The organism is Kitasatospora sp. NPDC059827, assembly GCF_042731675.1.
Classification (GTDB): domain Bacteria; phylum Actinomycetota; class Actinomycetes; order Streptomycetales; family Streptomycetaceae; genus Kitasatospora.
This window is the reverse complement of the sequence record NZ_JBHWIV010000001.1, coordinates 72,174-90,341: the sequence shown is the minus strand read 5'-3', so window position 1 is coordinate 90,341 and position 18,168 is coordinate 72,174. Positions and strand designations below refer to the sequence as shown.

The window sequence follows — 18,168 nt, the reverse complement described above, 5'->3', positions numbered from 1 at the left end:
CGCCCCTGACATCCCGGAGACGCCCATGGCCCAGCCCCAGAACCAGGCTCAGAACCAGCCCCGGAACCAGCCCCAGAACCAGGCGCCGAGCGCGGCCAAGCAGGCCGTCCGCGAACGCGTCCACGCGCACGCGGCCGACCTGCTGGCGCTCAGCCACCGCATCCACGCCCACCCCGAGACCGCCTTCGAGGAGCACCGGGCGGCCGCCTGGTGCGCCCAACTGCTGCGCTCCCACGGCTACTCGGTCACCGCTCCCGCCCACGGCCTGGCCACCGCGTTCACCGCGAGCCTCGGCAGCGGGCCGGTCACCGTCGCGCTGGTCTGCGAGTACGACGCCCTCCCCGGCCTCGGGCACGCCTGCGGGCACAACCTGATCGCCGCCGCCGGCGTCGGCGCGGCGCTCGGGCTCGCCCCGTACGCGGACGAACTCGGGCTCACCGTACGGGTGATCGGCGCGCCGGCCGAGGAACGCGGGGCCGGCAAGGCCCTGCTGCTGGAGGCGGGAGCCTTCGACGGGGTGGACGCGGCGATGATGGTGCACCCCTGCCCGGTCGAGGTCGCCGACTTCCGCTCCTTCGCGCTGGGCACCCTGTCCGTCCGCTACACCGGGCGCGCCGCCCACCCCAGCCTCAACCCGCACGAGGGCCGCAACGCCGCCGACGCGCTCACCGTCGCGCAGGTCGCGCTCGGGCTGCTGCGGCAGCAACTCCCGCCCCAATGGCGGGTGCACGGAATCACCACGGCGGCCGGGACGGCCCCGAACCTGATCCCCGACAGCGCGAGCGCCGAGTACGAGATCCGCGCCTCGGCGGCCGAGGACCTCGCCCGACTGCGGGCCCGGGTCGAGGACTGCTTCCGGGCCGGGGCGCTGGCCACCGGCTGCGAGGTGGAGCTGACCAGGCCCGAGCCGGACTACCTGGACATGCGCTCCGACCCGGCTCTGCTCACGCACTGGCGCGCCAACGCGGCGGCGCTGGGCCGGCCGGAACCGGCCGAGCGCGCGCCGTTCGCCTGCACGGACATGGGGAACGTCTCGCACGTGGTGCCCTCCATCCATCCGGTCCTGGACATCACCGGGGGCTCCTGCGCACCGCACGAGGCGGCCTTCGCCGAGGCGGCGCTCGGGGCCGAGGCCGAACGGGCCCTGCTGGACGGCGCGGTGGCGATGGCGTGGACCGCGATGGACCTGGCGGGGTGACGGCCGTCAGCCAGCGGATGACAGCTGCTGGCTGACGAATAACAGCCGACAGATAACAGATGACAACTTTCAGCGAACAGATTTCATCTTTCATCATCTGTTCGCTGAAAGTTGTTCGCTGTCATCCGTCAGCCGCCGCCCGCCAGCACCACCGCCGCGCCCGTCCGCAGCGGCCAGAGGAAGCCCCAGTGCGGCAGCCGCAGTTGCAGCACCCGGTCGCCCGGCCCGAGCGGGTGGGCGGCCTGGAGCTCGCGCACCCGCCGGTCCGCCTCGGCGTGGGTCAGCCGGACGGCGGCCGGGCGCCCGCCCGGGCCGTACCCGACGCTGAGCAGGTGCTGCGGGGTGAGCGCGCGCGGCGGGTCGGTGTCCAGCTCGCCGGTCGTGTCGAGGCCGCCCGGTGCACCCGGTGTCCCCTCCCCCAGCACGCAGACCAGCTCGTTCTCGGCGCGCAGCCAGTCCCGCCGCCCGGGCGGGTCCGCCGGGTCCAACGACAGCCACGCCGCACCGGACTTGGCCACCGCGAGCACCGCCGTCAGTTGCTCCTCCGGACGGCCGGCGGGCGTCAGCCCGACCACCGCGCCCGGCCGGGCGCCGCGCCGGGCCAGGGCCCGGGCCAGCCGGTTGGCCGAGGCGTTCAGCTCCCGGTACGTCACCACCCCGCCGTCCGCGAGCACCAGCGCCGGGGCCTGCGGCGTCCGGGCCGCCTGGGCCTCGACCGGGCCGACCACGGTGGTGGCCGGGTACTCGACCGCCGGACCGGACCGCACCGGTTCCGGCAGGACCAGCCCCTCCGCCGCGAGCAGCCCGGCCGGGCCCTCCGCCACGGAAGGGCCCCTCCCGCCGGCCGGGCCCGCGCCCGCCTCCCGTACGACCGCCTCCATCAGGCCACGCCCAGCAGTTCGGCCCAGGCCTCGACGGACGGCCGCTCCGCCAGCCGTACGAACTCCACCTCGGCGCCCTCGGCCCGCCAGCGCTCGGCCAGGGTCATCAGCCGGACCGAGTCCAGCCCCCAGTCGGCCAGGTTCTCGTCCAGCGGGATGTCCGCCGGGTCCTCGCCGAGCAGGTCGGCGACCTCGCCCCGGATCCGCTCCACCGTGAAACCGGTCGCGTCCACGCCCGTCACTTCCCGTCCGTCCCGTCCAGCGCCGCGCGTACGACGTCCGCGGTGGTGACCGCCCCGCACCGCCCGGCGATCCACTCCAGTGCGGCGCGGTGCTCGTCCGGTCCGAAGTCGGCGACCGCGTCGGCCACCACGAAGGCCCTGACGTCCCGCATCCAGGCGTCGCAGGCGGTGGCCTGCACGCCGATGTGGGCGTACACCCCGGTGATCACCAGCTGGTCGCGGCCCTGCTCGCGCAGCAGCTGCTCCAACTCGGTGCGCACGAAGGCGCTGTACTTCCACTTGGTGAGGACGGTGTCGCCCTCGGCCGGGGCGACGGCGTCGGCGACCGCGGTGGCACGCGGGTCGTCGGGGATGCCGGGGCCCCAGAAGTCCTGCTGGAGTCCGCGTTCGGCCGGGCTCTGCCCGCCGCGCTGCGCCGAGTAGAGGACCGGCACCCCGCTCGCGCGGGCCGCGGCGGTCAACGCGGCGACGTTGTCCAGGAGTTCGGGAACGGGCGCGGCGTCGCCCGGGAAGGCGTCCAGGAAGTGGTTCTGCAGGTCGTGCACCAGCAGCACGGCGCGGGCCGGGTCCACCGTCCAGGAGACCCGGTTGGCGGGCAGCTCCCCGGCGGCGGGCAGCGGATAGGAGGGAATGCGGGGCAGGCCCACGATGGTCGAACTCCTCGGATTCACGGGGGTGATGGGGGGGTAGACGGGGGGCTGTCACGATGCGGGGAGGGAGGCCGCGATGGCGGCCCGCAGGTCCTTCTTGCTGACCTTGCCGATCCCGGTGGCGGGGAAGGCGTCGACGAACTCCACCCGGTCCGGCACCTTGTACTCGGCCAGTCCGCGCCCGCGCACGAAGCGCTTCAACTCGACGCCCTTCGGCGGCTGTTCGCGGTGTTCGGCGCGGAGCACGACGTACGCGCAGGTGCGTTCGCCGAGGTACGGGTCGGGCATCGACACCACCGCCGCGTCGTGCACGGCCGGGTGGGCGAGCAGGTGGTTCTCGATCTCCTCGGCGGCGACCTTCTCGCCGCCCCGGTTGATCTGGTCCTTGGCCCGGCCCTCGACCACCAGGTGGCCGCTGGGGAGCCGGCGGACCAGGTCCCCGGTGCGGTAGTAGCCGTCCGCGGTGAAGGAGGCCGCGTTGTGCCCGGGAGCGTTCCAGTAGCCGCGGATGGTGTACGGGCCGCGGGTGAGCAGGTGCCCGGTGGTGCCGTCGGGCAGGTCGCGGTCCTGGTCGTCGACCACCCGGACCTCGTCGTCGGCGGAGATCGGCCGGCCCTGGGTGGTGGCGATCAGCTCCTCCGGGTCGTCCAGCCGGGTGTAGTTGACCAGGCCCTCGGCCATCCCGAACACCTGCTGGAGCGTGCAGCCCAGCACCGGGCCGACCCGCCGGGCCGCCTCCTCGCTGAACTTGGCGCCACCGACCAGCAGCACCCCCAGGCTCTCGTGGCCGCGGGCGCCGCGCTCCGCGGCGTCCAGCCACAGCAGCGCGAGCGGCGGGACGAGCCCGGTGACGGTGACGCCCTCGCGCGCCATCAGCGGGAAGGCCGTCTCGGGGCTGGGCTGCGGGCAGAGCACCACCCGGCCGCCCGCGTACAGCGCGCCGAGCGAACCGGGCGAGCTGAGCGGGAAGTTGTGGGCGGCGGGCAGCACGCACAGGTAGACGCTGCGCCCGTCCAGCGCGCACAGCTCGACCGAGCCGCGCAGCGAGTAGATGTAGTCGTCGTGGGTGCGCGGGATCAGCTTCGGCACCCCGGTGCTGCCGCCCGAGAGCTGGAGGAACGCGACGTCCCCGGGCTCGGGTTCGCGCGCGGGGCCGGGCCCGTCGCAGGGCACGTCCGCCAGCCGCAGGTGCTCGCCCGGGTCCTCGCCGGCCACCAGCACCAGCCGCAGGTCCGGGTTCTCCGCCCGGACCCGGGTGGCGAGTTCGCGGTGGTCGAAGCCGCCCTCGACGCCCGGGACGACGTACGCCACGGCGCCCGTGAACGCGCAGAAGTGCGAGATCTCCGCGTAGCGGTGCGCGGGCAGCGCGAAGACCGGCAGCGCACCGATCCGGAACAGGGCGAAGACCACCTCGAAGAACTCGGCGGCGTTGGGCAGTTGGACCACCACCCGGTCCCCGGGCCGGAGCCCGCGGGCGAGCAGCCCGGCGGCCATCCGGTCGGCCCGGCGGTCGAGTTCGGCGTACGTCCAGCGCCGCTCGCCCGCCGCCACCGAGTGGCCGCCCGGGTCGACCACGGCGATCCGGTCGCCGTGCGCGGCGGCGCGCTCGCGCAGCATCCGCCCGAAGGTCTCGCCGCGCCAGTGGCCGGCCGCCCGGTAGCGTTCGGCGAACTCGGCCGGGTAGGGGGTGAATCCGTCCAGCACCTCGTCCAGAGGCGTCACAGCGCCACCCCCGCGGCCTCCAGGAAGGTACGGAACTTGGCGCTGGTCTCGGCGAGTTCGGCCTCCGGCCGGGACTGCTCGACCACCCCGGCGCCCGCGTACACCCGCAGCGTGCGGTCCTGCGCCTGCGCGCAGCGGATGGTCACCACCCACTCGCCGTCGCCGCTCTCGTCGCCCCAGCCGACCATGCCGGTGTACAGGCCCCGCTCGAAGGGCTCGATCTCGCCGATCACCCGGCGGGCGACGTCCGTCGGCGTGCCGCAGACCGCCGGGGTCGGGTGCAGCGCGCAGGCCAGCTCCAGGGCGGAGACGGCCGGGTCGGCCAGCTCACCGCTGATCGTGGTGGCCAGGTGCCACATCGCCGCCGTCCGCACCAGGGTGGGCCGCTCCGGCACGTCCAGGTTCCGGCAGTACGGCGCCAGCGCCGCGCGGATCGCGTCCACCACCACGGCGTGCTCGTGCAGGTCCTTGGGCGACTCCAGCAGCGCGGCGGCGCGCCGGACGTCCTCGCCGAGGTCCTCGCTGCGCGGCACCGAGCCGGCCAGCGGGTTGGCCAGCACGGCCGTGCCCCGCCGGGAGAGCAGGAGTTCGGGGCTGGCGCCGATCAGGGTGCTGCCGGCGCCGGCCGGGACGGCGAAGGTGTAGCCGCCGGGGTCGCGCCGGGCCAGGCGCTGCAGCACGGCCGGCAGGTCGAGCGGACGGTCGCTGGTCAGCTCCAGCGTGCGGGCCAGCACCACCTTGCTCAACTCCCCGCCGCGCAGCCGCTCGACGGCCGCCGCGACGCCCGCACCGTAGGCCTCCGGCTCCGGGACCGGGCGGATCCGCCAGCCGGCCTGCGCGGCCCGCGGCGCGGGCAGCGCGATCAGCGGGTCGTCGCGCAGCGCCCCGGCGGACCGGACCCGGGCGGGGACGGCGAGTTCGTCCCGGCCGTCGTGGTCGAAGGCCACCGCGCCGACCACCAGGGGCCGTTCGACCCCGGCACGGCGCGCCCCGGCCAGCGTCTCGGCGACCCGGACGGGCAGCGGACGGGCGTCCTGCGGCACCCGGGCGTGCACGCCCGCGGCGAGCAGGGTGCGGGTCGGTGAGGCGAGGAACGCCTCGTCGTCGGCGGCCCGGTACTGGCCGAGCAGGCCGCTGGCCGCGCCGATGGCGGTTCGGTCGGGGCCGCCGTCGGTGGGGGTCGGCGGGGCGTGGTGCACCGTGGTCACGGTGGTCTCTCCAGTCTGGGACGGGTCTACGGTCTGCGGTCGGCGGATGCCCGGGGGTGCCTCAGGCGCGCAGGGTCGCGCCGCCGTCGACGTACAGGTCGTGCATGGTGATGTGCCGGGCCCGGTCGGAGGCCAGGAAGAGCACGGCCTCCGCGACGTCGGCGGGTTCGGCGATCCGCCCGAGCGGGATCCCGACCCGCCAGGCCGCCGAGTCCCCGTCGATCACCCGGCGTTCGGCCGCCTCGGCGTCCTCGCCCCACAGCGCGCGCTGCATCCGGGTGTCGGTCGACCCGGGCGAGACGACGTTGCAGCGCACCCCGGAGCGGGCCAGCTCCAGGCCGAGGCAGCGGGTGAACATGGTGGCCGCCGCCTTGGACGCCGCATAGGCGGCCATCCCGGCCCGCGGCACCCCGGCGGCGTTGGAGCCCACCGTGACGACGGCGCCCCGCCCCCGCTCGGCCATCCGGCGGCCGACCGCCCGGCCGGTGTGGAACACCCCGGTGCTGTTGACGGCGAAGGTCTCCGCCCAGTCGGCGTCGGACAGTTCGACGACCGGGCCGGGGCGCAGCACTCCGGCGACGTTCACCAGTACGCCGATCGGGCCGAGTTGACGTTCCATCAACTCCACGGCGCTGTCGACCGCTCGGGCGTCGGAGACGTCCAGGGCGTACGGGTGCAGCGCCTCGGATTCCGCCGCGATCCCGGCGAGCGGGCCGGCCTCCCGGTCCACCGCCGCGACGACGGCCCCCTCGGCGACCAGCGCCCGGGCCACGGCCGCGCCGATGCCCTGTCCGGCCCCGGTGACCATCGCGACGACACCGGCGAATTCGGACCGTTCCACAGGACTTCCCCTCCGACCAGCAATGTTAGGCAAGCCTAACCTAACACATTTGTTCGCCTACGCCGATAGTCCGTTCGACAGATTCCGACACCTGGGCCGTCGTCAATCCGCCCGGCCGCCCGGCCGTCCCGATGCGTCCTGATCCGCCCGGGCACGCGAAGAGGCCGCCCGCCCCGACGACGGGACGAGCGGCCTCAGGGGCTCAAGGGCGTGTCTGACAATTCGCGTCGGATCAGCGCGCGGCGTTGGGGTGCGTGCATCGCAAGGCGGAGGAGAGAGCCCAATGCAGCGCATTGGCGACCGACGACAACGCGGCGAGGTGCGTGCCCCGGCGTCGCACGCCCGGCGGGAATTGTCAGACACGCCCCAGGGGGGTTCGCGTCGATGCCGCCCTCGACCGGGCGTCGCAACGATGCTCTACGGGTGGTCAGTTCCAGTTGACCGCTCACCCGTTGATGTACGGACCGCCGTCTCGGTGGACGGCCATCGTCAGTGGACGGCCATCGTCAGTGGACGACCGTCGTCAGTGGGCGGCCGGGGGCGGGGTGAGTCCGGCGCAGCCGCGCAGGCCGTTGCGGCGCTTGAGGGCGGCCTCGGCGGCGGCGCCGGTGACCGGCTGGGGGATGCCCTTGTCGTCGATGGCGGCCGGGGCGAAGGCCTCGCCCTTGACCTTGCCGTCGGCGGCGAGGGTGAGGGTGGTGACGCCGGTCTCGTTGGAGAAGGCGTAGTTGGAGGTGCCGTACCAGAGGAAGTTGCCGAAGCCGTACCCGATGTAGGTGTTGCCGAGCATGCCCGAGCCGACCATGGTGTGGGCGTGGGTGCCGACCACCGCGGAGGCGCCGACGGCGGCGAGCTTCTTGGCCACCGCGGTCTGGGCGGCGGTCGGGCAGGCCTTGCCCTCCTCGCCCCAGTGCAGGTAGACGAGGACGACCGGGGCCTGCTGCTTGGCCGCCTGCACGGCCGCGACCAGCGCGGGGACGTCCAGGGCGGAGGCGATGCCGGGCTTGTTGGCCCCGGCCCGCCACTTCTGGTTGGTGATGTCCTCGACCTGGCTGGCGGCGACCACCGCGACCTTCACCCCGCGCACGGTGGTCACGTACGGGGCGTACGCCTCCTTGGCGTTGTGCCCGACGCCGATCACCGGAACGGGCGAGGAGTCCTTGGCGGCCAGGGTGTCGGTGAGGCCGTCGGCGCCGAAGTCGACGGCGTGGTTGTTGGCCATCGAGACGACGTCCACGCCGGAGTCCTTGAGCACGGACAGCGCCTTGGGCGTGGTGCGGAAGGTGTAGGTCTTCGGTTCGGGTGCGCCGCGCCCGGTGATCGCGGTCTCCAGGTTGAGCACGGAGAGGTCGGCGTCGGCGAGGGTGCGGGAGATCGGGCCGAGGGCCTGCTCGGGCGGCTGGACGGACAGTCGGGGCTCGGTGCGGCCCTCGAAGTGGACGTCCCCGGCGAAGGCGACGGTGATGGTGCCGTCCGGGCGGGGCGCGCCGCCCTTGGTGGGGGCGGCGGCGGGGGCCGTCCCGGTGGTCGCGGCGGCGGAGGCCGGGGGTGCCGCGGCGGGCGGCGCGGTCGACGCCGAGCCGGGCGCCGGGTCGTCCGGCCCGCAGGCGGTGGCGACGGTCAGGCCGACGAGCACGGCGACGGCAGCCGCGGCACGGCGCATGAGTGGTTCCCCCCGAGGTCGATGCAAGCGGTCAGCCTACGCCACCGAATCGGCACCGCTTGTGCCCGCATCCACAACATTCCGGACACAGGAGGACACCGGCGGCCGAGACGCGACGACCCCCGCGAACGCGCGCGACGCGTGGGCGCGCGACGCGTGGGCGCACGCCGCCTGCGGTAGGACATGCTGGACCCGCCCTGCCCTCACCCCCGCCGGAGCCACCCCGCCGATGACGACGCCCGAGCCCACCCCAGCGCCGGCCCCAGCCCCCGGCGCGGCCCCCACCCCCGGCCCCAGCCCCGCACCCGCACGCACCCCCGCACCCGACTTCACCCCCGCCGAACGCGCCCGCGGCCGCGCGCTGCGCCGCGCCCAGCTGCCGTGGGCGCTCGGCGGCCGCCTGGCGGGCCTGGCGCTGACCCTGGTGCTGGGCCTGACCCCGGCCGGTGCCGCGCTGGTGACCGCCACCGGCCGCTGGTTCGGCGGTTCCCGGACGGCCGGGGTGCTGGCGGGCGCGGCCGCCCTGGTGGTGCTGGGCCAGGCGCTGCGACTGCCGTTCGGGGCGGGGGCGCGGGCCGTCCGGGCCCGGTTCGGCCTGGTGACCCAGGGCTGGGCGGGCTGGGCGCTGGACGCCGTGCGCTCGCTCGGGCTGACCCTGCTGCTGGTCCTGCCGCTGGTGCTCGGGCTGTTCGCACTGACCGGGTGGTCCCCGCGGCGCTGGTGGCTCCCGGCGGCGGGGGCGGCGGCGCTGCTGACGGCCGCGCTGTCCTTCCTCCACCCGCTGCTGATCGAGCCGGTGTTCAACCGCTTCACCCCGATGCCGCCGGGCGAGCTGCGGACGGCGCTGCTGGCACTGGCCGAGCGGGACGGCGTGCGGGTGCGGGACGTCCTGGTCGCGGACGCCTCCCGGCGGACCACCGCGCTGAACGCGTACGTCTCCGGGTTCGGCGCGACCCGCCGGGTCGTCGCGTACGACACCCTGCTGACGGCCGCCGAGCCGCGCGAGGTGGAGCTGGTGGTGGCGCACGAGCTGGGGCACGTCAAGCACCGGGACGTGCCGGTCGGTACGGCGCTCGGGGCGCTGGGTGCCGCACTGGCGGTGGTGCTGCTGGGCCTGCCGGCGGACTGGCGGCCGCTGCTGGCGGCGGCCGGGGCCGCGGACGCGGCGGATCCCCGGGCGCTGCCCCTGCTGGCCGCTGCGGCGGCGCTGATCGGCGCGCTGTCGGGGCCGGTGCAGTGTGCGGTGAGCCGCCGGATCGAGGCCAGGGCGGACCGGCACGCCCTCGAACTGACCGGGGACGCCGAGCAGTTCGTGGCGATGCAGCGCAGACTGGCGGTGGTGAACGTCTCGGATGTCGACCCGCCGCGGCTGCTTGAGCTACTGTTCGCCACTCACCCGAGTGCGACCCGCCGGATCGCGGCAGCCCGCGCCTGGCAGGCAGGGCGGGTAGCGCAGGCCCCGCCGGACCCCGCGAACGGCGGCCCGGCGGCGGAGACGCGCGCGACCCCGGGGTAAATCCGTTGTATAGTGCAACAAATCCCGAGGAGGTAGGAACGCCGTGTCCGGCCGCGAGTCGTCCATCGCCACCATCCAGCGCGAGCTGACCGCCTTCGCCCGCCGTGCCCGGCACAAGGCCTCCCAGCTGCACCCCGACCTCACCCTGGTCACGTACAGCATCCTCGACCTGATCACCGAGCGCGGCGGCTGCCGGGCCGCCGACGTGGCCGCGTACTTCATGCTCGACAAGTCCACCGTCAGCCGCCAGGTCACCGCGCTGGAGAAGCTCGGCCTGCTGCGCCGCGAGACCGACCCGGACGACCAGCGCGGCCAGATCCTGCGCGCCACCGAGGGCGGCCTCACCCTGCTGCGGGACGCCAATGAGCAGCGCCGGACGGCCTTCACCGCCCGCTTCACCGAATGGTCCGACGAGGACGTCGCCCGCTTCGCCGCGTACCTGGCCCGCTACGGCCAGGAGGACTGACCGGGCCCGCAGCCGCGCCCCGGCTCCCTCCCCGGCCCCTCCTCACCACCCCCGGTCACCCCAGGTCACCCCCGACCCCGCCCGTCCCGGGGTGCGCCCCACCGCCCCCACGGTGTACAGAGGAGAGGTGCCCCTCCGGCAGCGTCCCGACGACCCCCGTCCCCGCGCCCGCCGCCGCTCCTGGCGACCCGACCGCCGAGTGATGACGGCACTGCCGCTCGCACTGATCGTCGTGATCACCGTCGTCGACATCCTCTCCCCGCCGTCGATCCACCTCGGCCCGCTGCTGATCGTCGCCCCGGCCCTCACCGCCTCCTTCGCCGGCCCGCGCGCCACCGCCGGGGTCGCCCTGCTGGCCCTCGCCGCGCTCACCGCCATCGGGGCCGTCCGGGACGGCCTGACCAGCGCCAACATCGAGACCCAGCTGAGCGCCCAGGTGGTCGTCTCGGCGCTGATCGTCGGCCTGCGGGTGCTGCGCGACCGCCACGAACGCGAGCTCGCCCGGGTGCGCTCGGTCTCCGAGGCCGCCCAGCGGGTACTGCTGCGCCCGCTGCCGGAGCGGATCGGGCCGCTGCACCTGGCCTCCTTCTACCTGGCCGCCGAGGCCGAGGCCCAGGTCGGCGGCGACCTGTACGCGGCCGCCCGGACCACCGACGGCACCCGGCTGCTGGTCGGCGACGTCCGCGGCAAGGGGCTGTCCTCACTCGGCGACGCGGCCCTTCTGCTCGGCGCCTTCCGCGCCGCCGCCCACCTGCACGCCGACCTGCCGGGCCTGGCCGAGTACCTGGACGGCAGCGTCTGCTGGGACCTCGCCCAGCTGGCCGAGGCCCGGCGGGCCGAACGCTCCCGGCACCAGCGCCCGGCCGAGGAGGCTCCGGACGAGGGCGGCGAGTCCTTCATCACCGCCGTGCTGATCGACATCCCCGACGACGGCTCGCACGTCCACCTGATCGACTGCGGCCACCCGCCCCCGCTGCTGCTGCGCCCGGACGGCGTCACCACGCTCACCACCCGCAACCCCGCGCCGCCGCTCGGCCTCGGCGAGCTCGCCCCGGTCTCGTACGAGGTGCAGACCTTCCCGTTCCACCCCGGCGACCGGCTGCTGATCTACACCGACGGGGTGATCGAGGCCCGGGACGCCCAGCGCCGCTTCTACCCGCTGACCGAGCGGGTCACCGCCTGGCAGGCCGAGCGCCCCGGCGTCCTGCTGAACCACCTGCGCCGCGACCTGCTGGCGCACGTCGGCCGCCGGCTGGACGACGACGCGGCGATGGTGGTGGTGGAGCGGCTCCCTTAGGGCCCGTCTTCAAACTCCCGTCGTCCGCCCGGAGGGCGGGCGGGGCGGCGTTGGGGTGCGTGCATCGCAAGGCGGAGGAGGGAGTCCATGCGGTGGGGGCACCTCCCGGCCGAAGGCTGGGGGCCATCGGCGACCGACGACAACGCGGCGAGGCGCGTGCCCCAACGCCGCCCCGCAGGCGGGAGTTTGAAGACGGGCCCTAAGGCCCGCCCTACGGCTGGTACACGTACGGCGTGGTGGTGCTGAGCCGCGCGAAGCCGAGCCGCTCCAGGATGGGCCGGCTCTGGTCGCTCGCGTCGACCTGGAGGTACTCGTAGCCGAGTGCGGCGGCCTGGCGGGCGCGGTGGGCGACCAGGGCGCGGTAGATGCCGCGACCGCGCCAGCCGGGGACGGTGCCGCCGCCCCACAGGCCGGCGAAGCCGGTGCCCGGGGTGAGCTCCGTCCGGGCGGCGCTCACCGGCTGGTCGCCGGCCATCGCGACGACCATGAGCAGCGTCTCCGAGTCGTGCCGGAGGTGGTCGAGCAGGCGCCCGCGCAGGGTCGGGGATGCGGCCCCGAAGGCCAGATCGTGGGCGGCCACCATGAGGTCCACCCCGGCCTCGTCGGTCACCGGCTCCAGCCGGACGCCCTCGGGCAGGGCCGCGTCGGTGGGCAGGTCCGCGATCCGGGCGATCATCAGCGCCTCGTCGGGTTCGGCGGTGAACCCGGCCGCGAGCAGCCGCCGGCCGAGGTCGGCGGGGCGGTCGTGGCTGTAGGTCTTCCACTCGAACTCCAGGCCCAGCCCGGTGAAGTGGGCGACCTGCGCGGCGATCGCGGCGTCCGCCCCGGCCTCGTCCAGGCCGGACCAGACGATGCCGTTCCAGGCGTGCTCGCCCCCCACCTGGCGCACCACGGCGCCGTCGCGCTCGACCCGGACGTCGGGGCCGTCCGGCCGCGCGTCGCGCCGGATCCGCTGGTCGAACACGGCGAGTACATGATCACGATCCATCCGACCACTCCAGCACGCCGCGACGGGCGGGCGCCACCGCATTTTCGGTCCGCCCACGAACGCCCCCGCCCGCCCCCGCCCGGCGCGGGCGGGCGGGCGAGAGCGGCTGGGATACTGCCGCCATGCCCTTGCTCACCTGGATCGCCGAACTCGCGGACGACCCGCTGGTACTGGACCCGAACGACCGTCCGGCGGAGCAGGAGACCAACACCTGGCGGATGACCGCCGAGGAGGAGGACCGGCGGACGCTGACCGTCCAGCAGGTGGTGGACGCCTTCGAGCGCACCGCCGCCCTGCTCCGGGAGCGGGTCCGGGCACTCGGCCACCACGGGCCGGCCACCTTCTACGTCTGGCACGACGTGCTGGCCGGGCAACTGCGCTGCTCGACCGGCTCGGTCGGGCCGCGGGACCTGCCGTTCCGCGGGAACTACCTGCCGACCACGGACCTCGGCCCGATCGTCGCGGACCACCTCGCCGACGACGAGCCCGGCACGGTCCTGCGCACCGAACTGGTGGACATCGGCGACCTCGACGAACCCCCGAACGACGGGGACGTCCTGGACGCGGACGGGAACTGGATCCCGGGGCCGCCCCTCCCGCCGTTGCCCGTCTGGGTCCGCGAGCTCGGAACGGCGGGCGGCGCCTGATCGGCCCCGCGCCCCGCCCGCTACTGCGCCAGGTAGCCGCCGTCGACCGGCAGGACGGCCCCGGTGATGAACGAGGCCTCCTCGGAGGCGAGGAAGAGGACGGCGGCGGCGACCTCGGCCGGGTCGCCGAGGCGGCCCATCGGGTGCAGCTTCTCGATCGCCGCCAGGTACTCGGGCCCGCCGGGTTCGTCCCGCAGCCGGGCGACCCGCTCGGTGCCGATGGTGCCGGGGGCGACGGCGTTGACCCGGATGCCGCGGTCCGCCCATTCGACGGCGAGGTGCTTGGTCAGCCCGGAGGCGACGAACTTGGCGGGCCCGTACACCGCCTGGCCGCGCTGGCCGGCCTCGCCCGAGATGGAGGACAGGCAGACGATCGAGCCGCCCGGCCGTTCCTGGGCGAGCATCGCCTCGATCGCGTACTTGCAGGTGAGGAACATGCCGCGGCCGTCGACGGCCATCACCCGGTCCCAGTCCTCGGCGCTCGCCTCGGTGATGTCCATCAGCGGGATCACCCCGGCGTTGGCCACCAGCACGTCGATCCGCCCGTGCCGTTCGACGGCCGCCGCGACCATCCGGCGGGCGTCCGCGTCGACGGACACGTCACCGACCACCGTGCCGACGGCCTCCGGGAACCGCCCGGCCAGCCGGCCCAGCCCCTCGGCGTCCAGGTCGGTGGCCACCACCGACGCGCCCTCCCGGACGAAGCGTTCCGCGACGGCCCGGCCGATGCCGCTGGCCGCGCCGGTCACCACGCAGGAGCGGCCGGCCAGCCGCCCCGCCGCGTTCAGAGTCACCATGGCGGGACTCTACCGAGCGCGGCGGCGCGGGGCCGGACTTCCGCCCGACGGGCCCTTGCCGACAGCGGACCGGGCCGACAGCGGACCGGCCCGGACGGCGGCAGCGCTCGGACCGCTCAGACCACTCGGACCACTCAGGCCACTCAGACCGTGAGGACGATCTTCCCCCGCACGTGCCCGTCCTCGCTGATCCGGTGCGCCTGCGCCGCCTCCGCCAGCGGGAGCACCCGGTGCAGCGGCAGCCGCAGGGTGCCCGCCCGGTGCAGGGCGAGGGCGGCCGCGAAGGCGCGCCCGTGGTACGACTCGCCGCCCTCGGCCCCGCCGCTGAAGCGGATGCCGTGCTCCTGCGCGCCGGGGATGTCGGCGATCGTCAGCACCCGCTCGGCGCTGCCCGCGAGTTCGACGGAGAGCGGCAGCACTCCCTTGCCCGCCGCGTCCAGGACGCGGTCGACCCCGCCCGGCGCGGCCGCCCGCACCCGCTCGGCCAGACCCTCGCCGTACGTCACCGGGATCGCGCCCAGCTCCCGCAGGTAGGCGTGGTTGGCCTCGCTCGCGGTGCCGATCACGGTGATGCCGCGGGCCCGGGCGAACTGGAGCAGCAGGGTGCCGACGGCCCCGGCGGCGCCGTGCACCAGCAGCGTCTCCCCGGAGCGCACGTCAAGGACGTCGAGGACCCGCTCGGAGGTCTCGGCGGCGACCGGGATCGCCGCGGCCTCCTCCCAGCTCAAGGTGGCGGGCTTGGCCACCACCTGGTCGGCGTCGAGCAGCGCGTGCTCGGCGTAGCCGCCGCCCATCAGGGCGCCGAACACCTCGTCGCCGGGGGCGAAGGCGGTGACCTCCGCGCCGACCGCCTCCACCACCCCGGCGACCTCGTAGCCCGGCACGGCGGGGAAGGTGACCGGGAAGATGCCGTCGAACGCGCCGCTGCGCACCTTGTGGTCCAGCGGGTTGACGCCGACCGCGCGGACCGCGACCCGCACCTGGCCGGGCCCGGGGGCGGGCAGGTCGAGCTCGATCGGGCGCAGCACGTCCGCGTCGCCGTACCGGGGGAAAGCGATGGCCTTGGTCATGGAGGATCCTCGGTTCGTCCGGGCGTTGTCCGTCCGGGGGTTGTTCGTTCCGACGGCTCCATCCTGCGGCGCCGGCCGCAGGCCCCCGGCCGGCCGTTCGGACAGTTCCACCTGGCCGAAGGGAGGGGCGGCCGGGGGCGGCCCCGGAACTAGGGTGAAGGGCATGGACGCAGGCATGGAGTCGCACGAAGGCATGGACGCGGTGGACGGCCCCGGCCCCGACGAGGCCTGGCGGGAGCACTGGGGCCGCCCCGAGGACGCGCTGGCGCGGGCCGTCGAGGTGCTGCGCGCGCCCCGGCCCGAGGTGGTGCCGCGGCTGTCGGCGGTGGTCCGCACGCTCGTCCCGCACGTCGCGATCGCCCACCTCAGCGGTGTCTGCGCCTACTCCCCCGCCAACGCCCACGGCCCGCGCGAGCTGGTCGGCGGCCTCTCCGGGCTGGAGCTGTCCCGGCTCGCCGAGCGGGCCGCCGGGACGACCTCGGCCGGCCGCCCCTGGCAGGGCGAGGCCGAACTGGCGGGCCGGACCCGGCCGGTGGTGGTGATCGCCGCTCCGGCCGACGACAAGGAGGTGCTGCTGGTCCTGGTCCGCGGCGACGCCGCGCCGGTGCCGGCCGGTGCGCTCGCCGTCCTCCAGCAGGTGTGCGAGCTGGTGATCGCCCACTCCGAGCACCGCGCCACCGACGCCGCGCCCGGCCAGGCGATGATCTCCCGTACCGCGGCCGTCACCCGGGCCCGGACCATCGCCGAGTTCACCGGCACCCACAGCGCCGCGCTGACCGCCGTCCTGGCGCCGCTGCGTTCGGCCGACCTGGACGACCGCGCCGCCCGCCGGGCCGCCACCGACCTGGCCGTCACCGCCCTGCTCGACCTGCGCCGGGCCGCGGACCTGGACCGCGAGCTCAGCGAGGAGCCCGCCGACGCCGCGTTCGCCCGGCTCGCCCGCGAACTGCGCCCGCTGCTGCGGCACACCGGGGTCCGGCTCGACCTCGCGCCGCCGTCCGACGCCACCCGGTCCATCCCCGCGGACACCGCGCACACCGCCCGGGCCGCCGTGCAGTGCGCCGTCATGCTGATGATGGAGCAGGAGAAGCCCGGTCGGCTGCACCTGAGTTGGCAGTTCACGGCGGACGGCGCGCTGCGCACCGTGGTGCGCGACGACGGCCTCGGGCTGCTCGCCTCGGACGCCCTCGCCGTCCACCGCACCGCCGACCGGATCACCGCCCTGGGCGGCCGCTACGAGGTCGAGTCCGTCCCCAACTGGGGTACCACCGTGACGGTGGAGCTGCCGCTCGGCATGCCCTCGCCGACCGCCGTCACCGACCCGCTGGACGGGCTCCAGCCGCGCGAACTGGAGGTGCTCGACCAGCTCGCCCAGGGCCGCCGCAACCGGGACATCGCCGCGGAGCTGCACATCAGCGAGTCCACGGTGAAGTTCCACGTCGCCAACATCCTGGCCAAGTTGGGTGTCGGCTCGCGCGGCGAGGCGGCCGCCCTCGCCCACCGCGCCGGGATGCCCGGCGGCGCGCGGCTGCACGTGGCATCCTGAACCGGATCCGCTGCCACACCCGTTGACAGGAGTCCCGATGACCACGCCCACCCCACCGCGGACCGTTCTCATCACCGGCTCCACCGACGGCCTCGGCCGCGCCCTCGCCCACCGCCTGGCCGCCGAGGGCGCCACCCTCCTGCTGCACGGCCGCGACCGGGACCGGCTCGACCGCACCGCCCGGGAGGTGGCCGAGGCCCACGGGACGGCCCGCCCGGCCACCCTGCTCGCCGACCTCGCCGAGCTGGAGCAGGTCCGCGCCCTCGCGGCCGAGGTCCGCGCCACCACCGGCCGGCTCGACGTCCTCGTCAACAACGCGGGCATAGGCGCCGGCGAACCCGACGGCCGCACCCGCCGCACCAGCGCCGACGGCCACGAACTGCGCTTCGCCGTCAACCACTTGGCCGGCTTCCTGCTCAGCCTCGAACTGCTGCCGCTGCTGCGCGCCTGCGCGCCCGCCCGGATCGTCAACGTCGCCTCCGCCGGACAGCAGGAGATCGACTTCGACGACCTCATGCTGGAGAACGGCTACGACGGCACCAGCGCGTACTGCCGCAGCAAGCTCGCCCAGATCGCCTGCGGCATGGAGCTCGCCGCCCGGGTGCCGGCCGCCGAAGTGACCGTCAACAGCCTCCACCCGTCGACGTACATGCCCACCAAGATGGTGCTCCGGGAGATCGGCCACAGCATCGACAGCCTGGAGGACGGCGTCACCGCCACCCACCGGCTGGTCACCGACCCGGCCCTGACCGGCACCACCGGCCGCTACTACGACCGGCTGCGCGAGGCCCGCGCCAACCGCCAGGCCTACGACCTGCGGGCCCGGGCCGAGCTGTGGGAGCGCTGCTCGAAGCTCGTCGGGCACGCCGACCTCTGAACGGCCACCCCAACGGCCACCCCAACGGCCAACGCAACGGCCACCGCGACGGCCATCCCCGCTGAAAGGCGACACCGGCGACCATGACCGACCACACGTCCACCACCGGCTGGGAGCCCGACGCCCCGGGCGTGCTGCGCCTGCCCTCCGGGCGGCTGCTGCGCGGCCGCGGCGTCCGCAACCCGCTGCCGCCGGGCCCGCGCCCCGACTTCGGCATCTACCTGCTGGGGCGCGAACCGAAGCCGCTCCCCTGGGAGAGCCGCTGGGTGCGCTGGCCCGACTTCCGGCTGCCCGCCGACCGCACGGACGCCGCCGACGCCTTCCGGGAGGCCTGGGAGCGCTGCACCGGCGAGCGGGTCGAACTCGCCTGCGCGGGCGGTCGCGGGCGCACCGGAACGGCCCTGGCCTGCATCGCCGTGTTGGACGGCGTGCCGGCGGCGGAGGCGGTCGGGTACGTGCGGGAGCACTACGGCCGGCACGCCGTGGAGACGCCCTGGCAGCGGAAGTTCGTGGAGCGCTGGGCCCGGCCCTCGACCGACTGACCGGCCCTGAACGGCCC

At 75.5% G+C, this 18,168-nt stretch carries 18 protein-coding genes; 8 read left to right on the top strand and 10 right to left on the bottom strand.

The window, feature by feature from the left end; translation table 11 throughout:
- The first annotated feature begins 25 nt into the window (after nt 1-25).
- Nucleotides 26-1,198, top strand: a complete 1,173-nt coding sequence (locus tag ACFV8H_RS00410; RefSeq protein ID WP_380395832.1) for an amidohydrolase — start codon at nt 26-28, stop codon at nt 1,196-1,198.
- A gap of 128 nt (nt 1,199-1,326) precedes the next feature.
- Here the strand turns inward: ACFV8H_RS00410 and ACFV8H_RS00405 are convergent, their stop codons facing one another.
- The 7 genes from ACFV8H_RS00405 to ACFV8H_RS00375 all read right to left on the bottom strand — a co-directional run bounded on the left by ACFV8H_RS00405 (nt 1,327) and on the right by ACFV8H_RS00375 (nt 8,405).
- Nucleotides 1,327-2,022 (bottom strand): AMP-binding protein, encoded by a 696-nt coding sequence (locus tag ACFV8H_RS00405; protein WP_380395831.1) that lies wholly within the window; start codon nt 2,020-2,022, stop codon nt 1,327-1,329.
- A gap of 56 nt (nt 2,023-2,078) precedes the next feature.
- Entirely contained in the window at nt 2,079-2,312 is a 234-nt protein-coding gene (locus tag ACFV8H_RS00400; RefSeq protein WP_380395830.1) for a phosphopantetheine-binding protein, read from the bottom strand.
- 5 nt (nt 2,313-2,317) lie between these two features.
- A complete protein-coding gene (locus ACFV8H_RS00395; protein ID WP_380395829.1) occupies nt 2,318-2,968 on the bottom strand; it encodes an isochorismatase family protein in 651 nt (216 codons plus the stop codon).
- 54 nt (nt 2,969-3,022) lie between these two features.
- Nucleotides 3,023-4,693, bottom strand: coding sequence for a (2,3-dihydroxybenzoyl)adenylate synthase (locus ACFV8H_RS00390; protein WP_380395828.1), 1,671 nt, complete (start codon nt 4,691-4,693; stop codon nt 3,023-3,025).
- The gene (dhbC, locus tag ACFV8H_RS00385) at nt 4,690-5,901 is read right to left on the bottom strand and encodes an isochorismate synthase DhbC (protein ID WP_380395827.1); all 1,212 of its coding nucleotides are present in this window, start codon (nt 5,899-5,901) and stop codon (nt 4,690-4,692) included. The genes ACFV8H_RS00390 and dhbC overlap by 4 nt, the downstream gene beginning before the upstream one ends.
- Nucleotides 5,902-5,962: 61 nt before the next feature.
- Nucleotides 5,963-6,709, bottom strand: coding sequence for a 2,3-dihydro-2,3-dihydroxybenzoate dehydrogenase (locus ACFV8H_RS00380; RefSeq protein WP_380395976.1), 747 nt, complete (start codon nt 6,707-6,709; stop codon nt 5,963-5,965).
- 556 nt (nt 6,710-7,265) lie between these two features.
- A complete protein-coding gene (locus ACFV8H_RS00375; RefSeq protein ID WP_380395826.1) occupies nt 7,266-8,405 on the bottom strand; it encodes a CapA family protein in 1,140 nt (379 codons plus the stop codon).
- A 229-nt stretch (nt 8,406-8,634) separates the two neighbouring features.
- Here ACFV8H_RS00375 and ACFV8H_RS00370 point away from each other — a divergent pair, with 229 nt between their 5' ends.
- The 3 genes from ACFV8H_RS00370 to ACFV8H_RS00360 all read left to right on the top strand — a co-directional run bounded on the left by ACFV8H_RS00370 (nt 8,635) and on the right by ACFV8H_RS00360 (nt 11,684).
- Nucleotides 8,635-9,921 (top strand): M48 family metalloprotease, encoded by a 1,287-nt coding sequence (locus ACFV8H_RS00370; protein WP_380395825.1) that lies wholly within the window; start codon nt 8,635-8,637, stop codon nt 9,919-9,921.
- 43 nt (nt 9,922-9,964) lie between these two features.
- Complete coding sequence (locus ACFV8H_RS00365) at nt 9,965-10,387, top strand: MarR family winged helix-turn-helix transcriptional regulator (RefSeq protein WP_380395824.1); 423 nt, start codon at nt 9,965-9,967, stop codon at nt 10,385-10,387.
- 202 nt (nt 10,388-10,589) lie between these two features.
- A complete protein-coding gene (locus ACFV8H_RS00360; RefSeq protein WP_380395823.1) occupies nt 10,590-11,684 on the top strand; it encodes a PP2C family protein-serine/threonine phosphatase in 1,095 nt (364 codons plus the stop codon).
- Nucleotides 11,685-11,895: 211 nt separating this feature from the next.
- Here ACFV8H_RS00360 and ACFV8H_RS00355 read toward each other — a convergent pair whose 3' ends face one another.
- Nucleotides 11,896-12,672 (bottom strand): GNAT family N-acetyltransferase, encoded by a 777-nt coding sequence (locus tag ACFV8H_RS00355; protein ID WP_380395822.1) that lies wholly within the window; start codon nt 12,670-12,672, stop codon nt 11,896-11,898.
- 122 nt (nt 12,673-12,794) lie between these two features.
- On the opposite strand from ACFV8H_RS00355, the gene ACFV8H_RS00350 reads away from it, so the two are divergent.
- A complete protein-coding gene (locus ACFV8H_RS00350) occupies nt 12,795-13,319 on the top strand; it encodes a hypothetical protein (RefSeq protein WP_380395821.1) in 525 nt (174 codons plus the stop codon).
- Nucleotides 13,320-13,339: 20 nt separating this feature from the next.
- Here the strand turns inward: ACFV8H_RS00350 and ACFV8H_RS00345 are convergent, their stop codons facing one another.
- Nucleotides 13,340-14,116, bottom strand: coding sequence for an SDR family NAD(P)-dependent oxidoreductase (locus ACFV8H_RS00345; RefSeq protein ID WP_380395820.1), 777 nt, complete (start codon nt 14,114-14,116; stop codon nt 13,340-13,342).
- A 143-nt stretch (nt 14,117-14,259) separates the two neighbouring features.
- Complete coding sequence (locus ACFV8H_RS00340) at nt 14,260-15,186, bottom strand: NADP-dependent oxidoreductase (RefSeq protein ID WP_380395819.1); 927 nt, start codon at nt 15,184-15,186, stop codon at nt 14,260-14,262.
- Nucleotides 15,187-15,349: 163 nt separating this feature from the next.
- Between ACFV8H_RS00340 and ACFV8H_RS00335 the strand changes: the two genes are divergently transcribed.
- The 3 genes from ACFV8H_RS00335 to ACFV8H_RS00325 all read left to right on the top strand — a co-directional run bounded on the left by ACFV8H_RS00335 (nt 15,350) and on the right by ACFV8H_RS00325 (nt 18,151).
- The gene (locus tag ACFV8H_RS00335) at nt 15,350-16,732 is read left to right on the top strand and encodes a LuxR C-terminal-related transcriptional regulator (RefSeq protein WP_380395818.1); all 1,383 of its coding nucleotides are present in this window, start codon (nt 15,350-15,352) and stop codon (nt 16,730-16,732) included.
- 37 nt (nt 16,733-16,769) lie between these two features.
- Nucleotides 16,770-17,609, top strand: coding sequence for an SDR family NAD(P)-dependent oxidoreductase (locus ACFV8H_RS00330; RefSeq protein WP_380395817.1), 840 nt, complete (start codon nt 16,770-16,772; stop codon nt 17,607-17,609).
- Nucleotides 17,610-17,692: 83 nt separating this feature from the next.
- On the top strand, nt 17,693-18,151 hold the full coding sequence (locus ACFV8H_RS00325; protein WP_380395816.1) for a protein phosphatase: 459 nt from the start codon (nt 17,693-17,695) through the stop codon (nt 18,149-18,151).
- Nucleotides 18,152-18,168 lie beyond the last annotated feature (17 nt).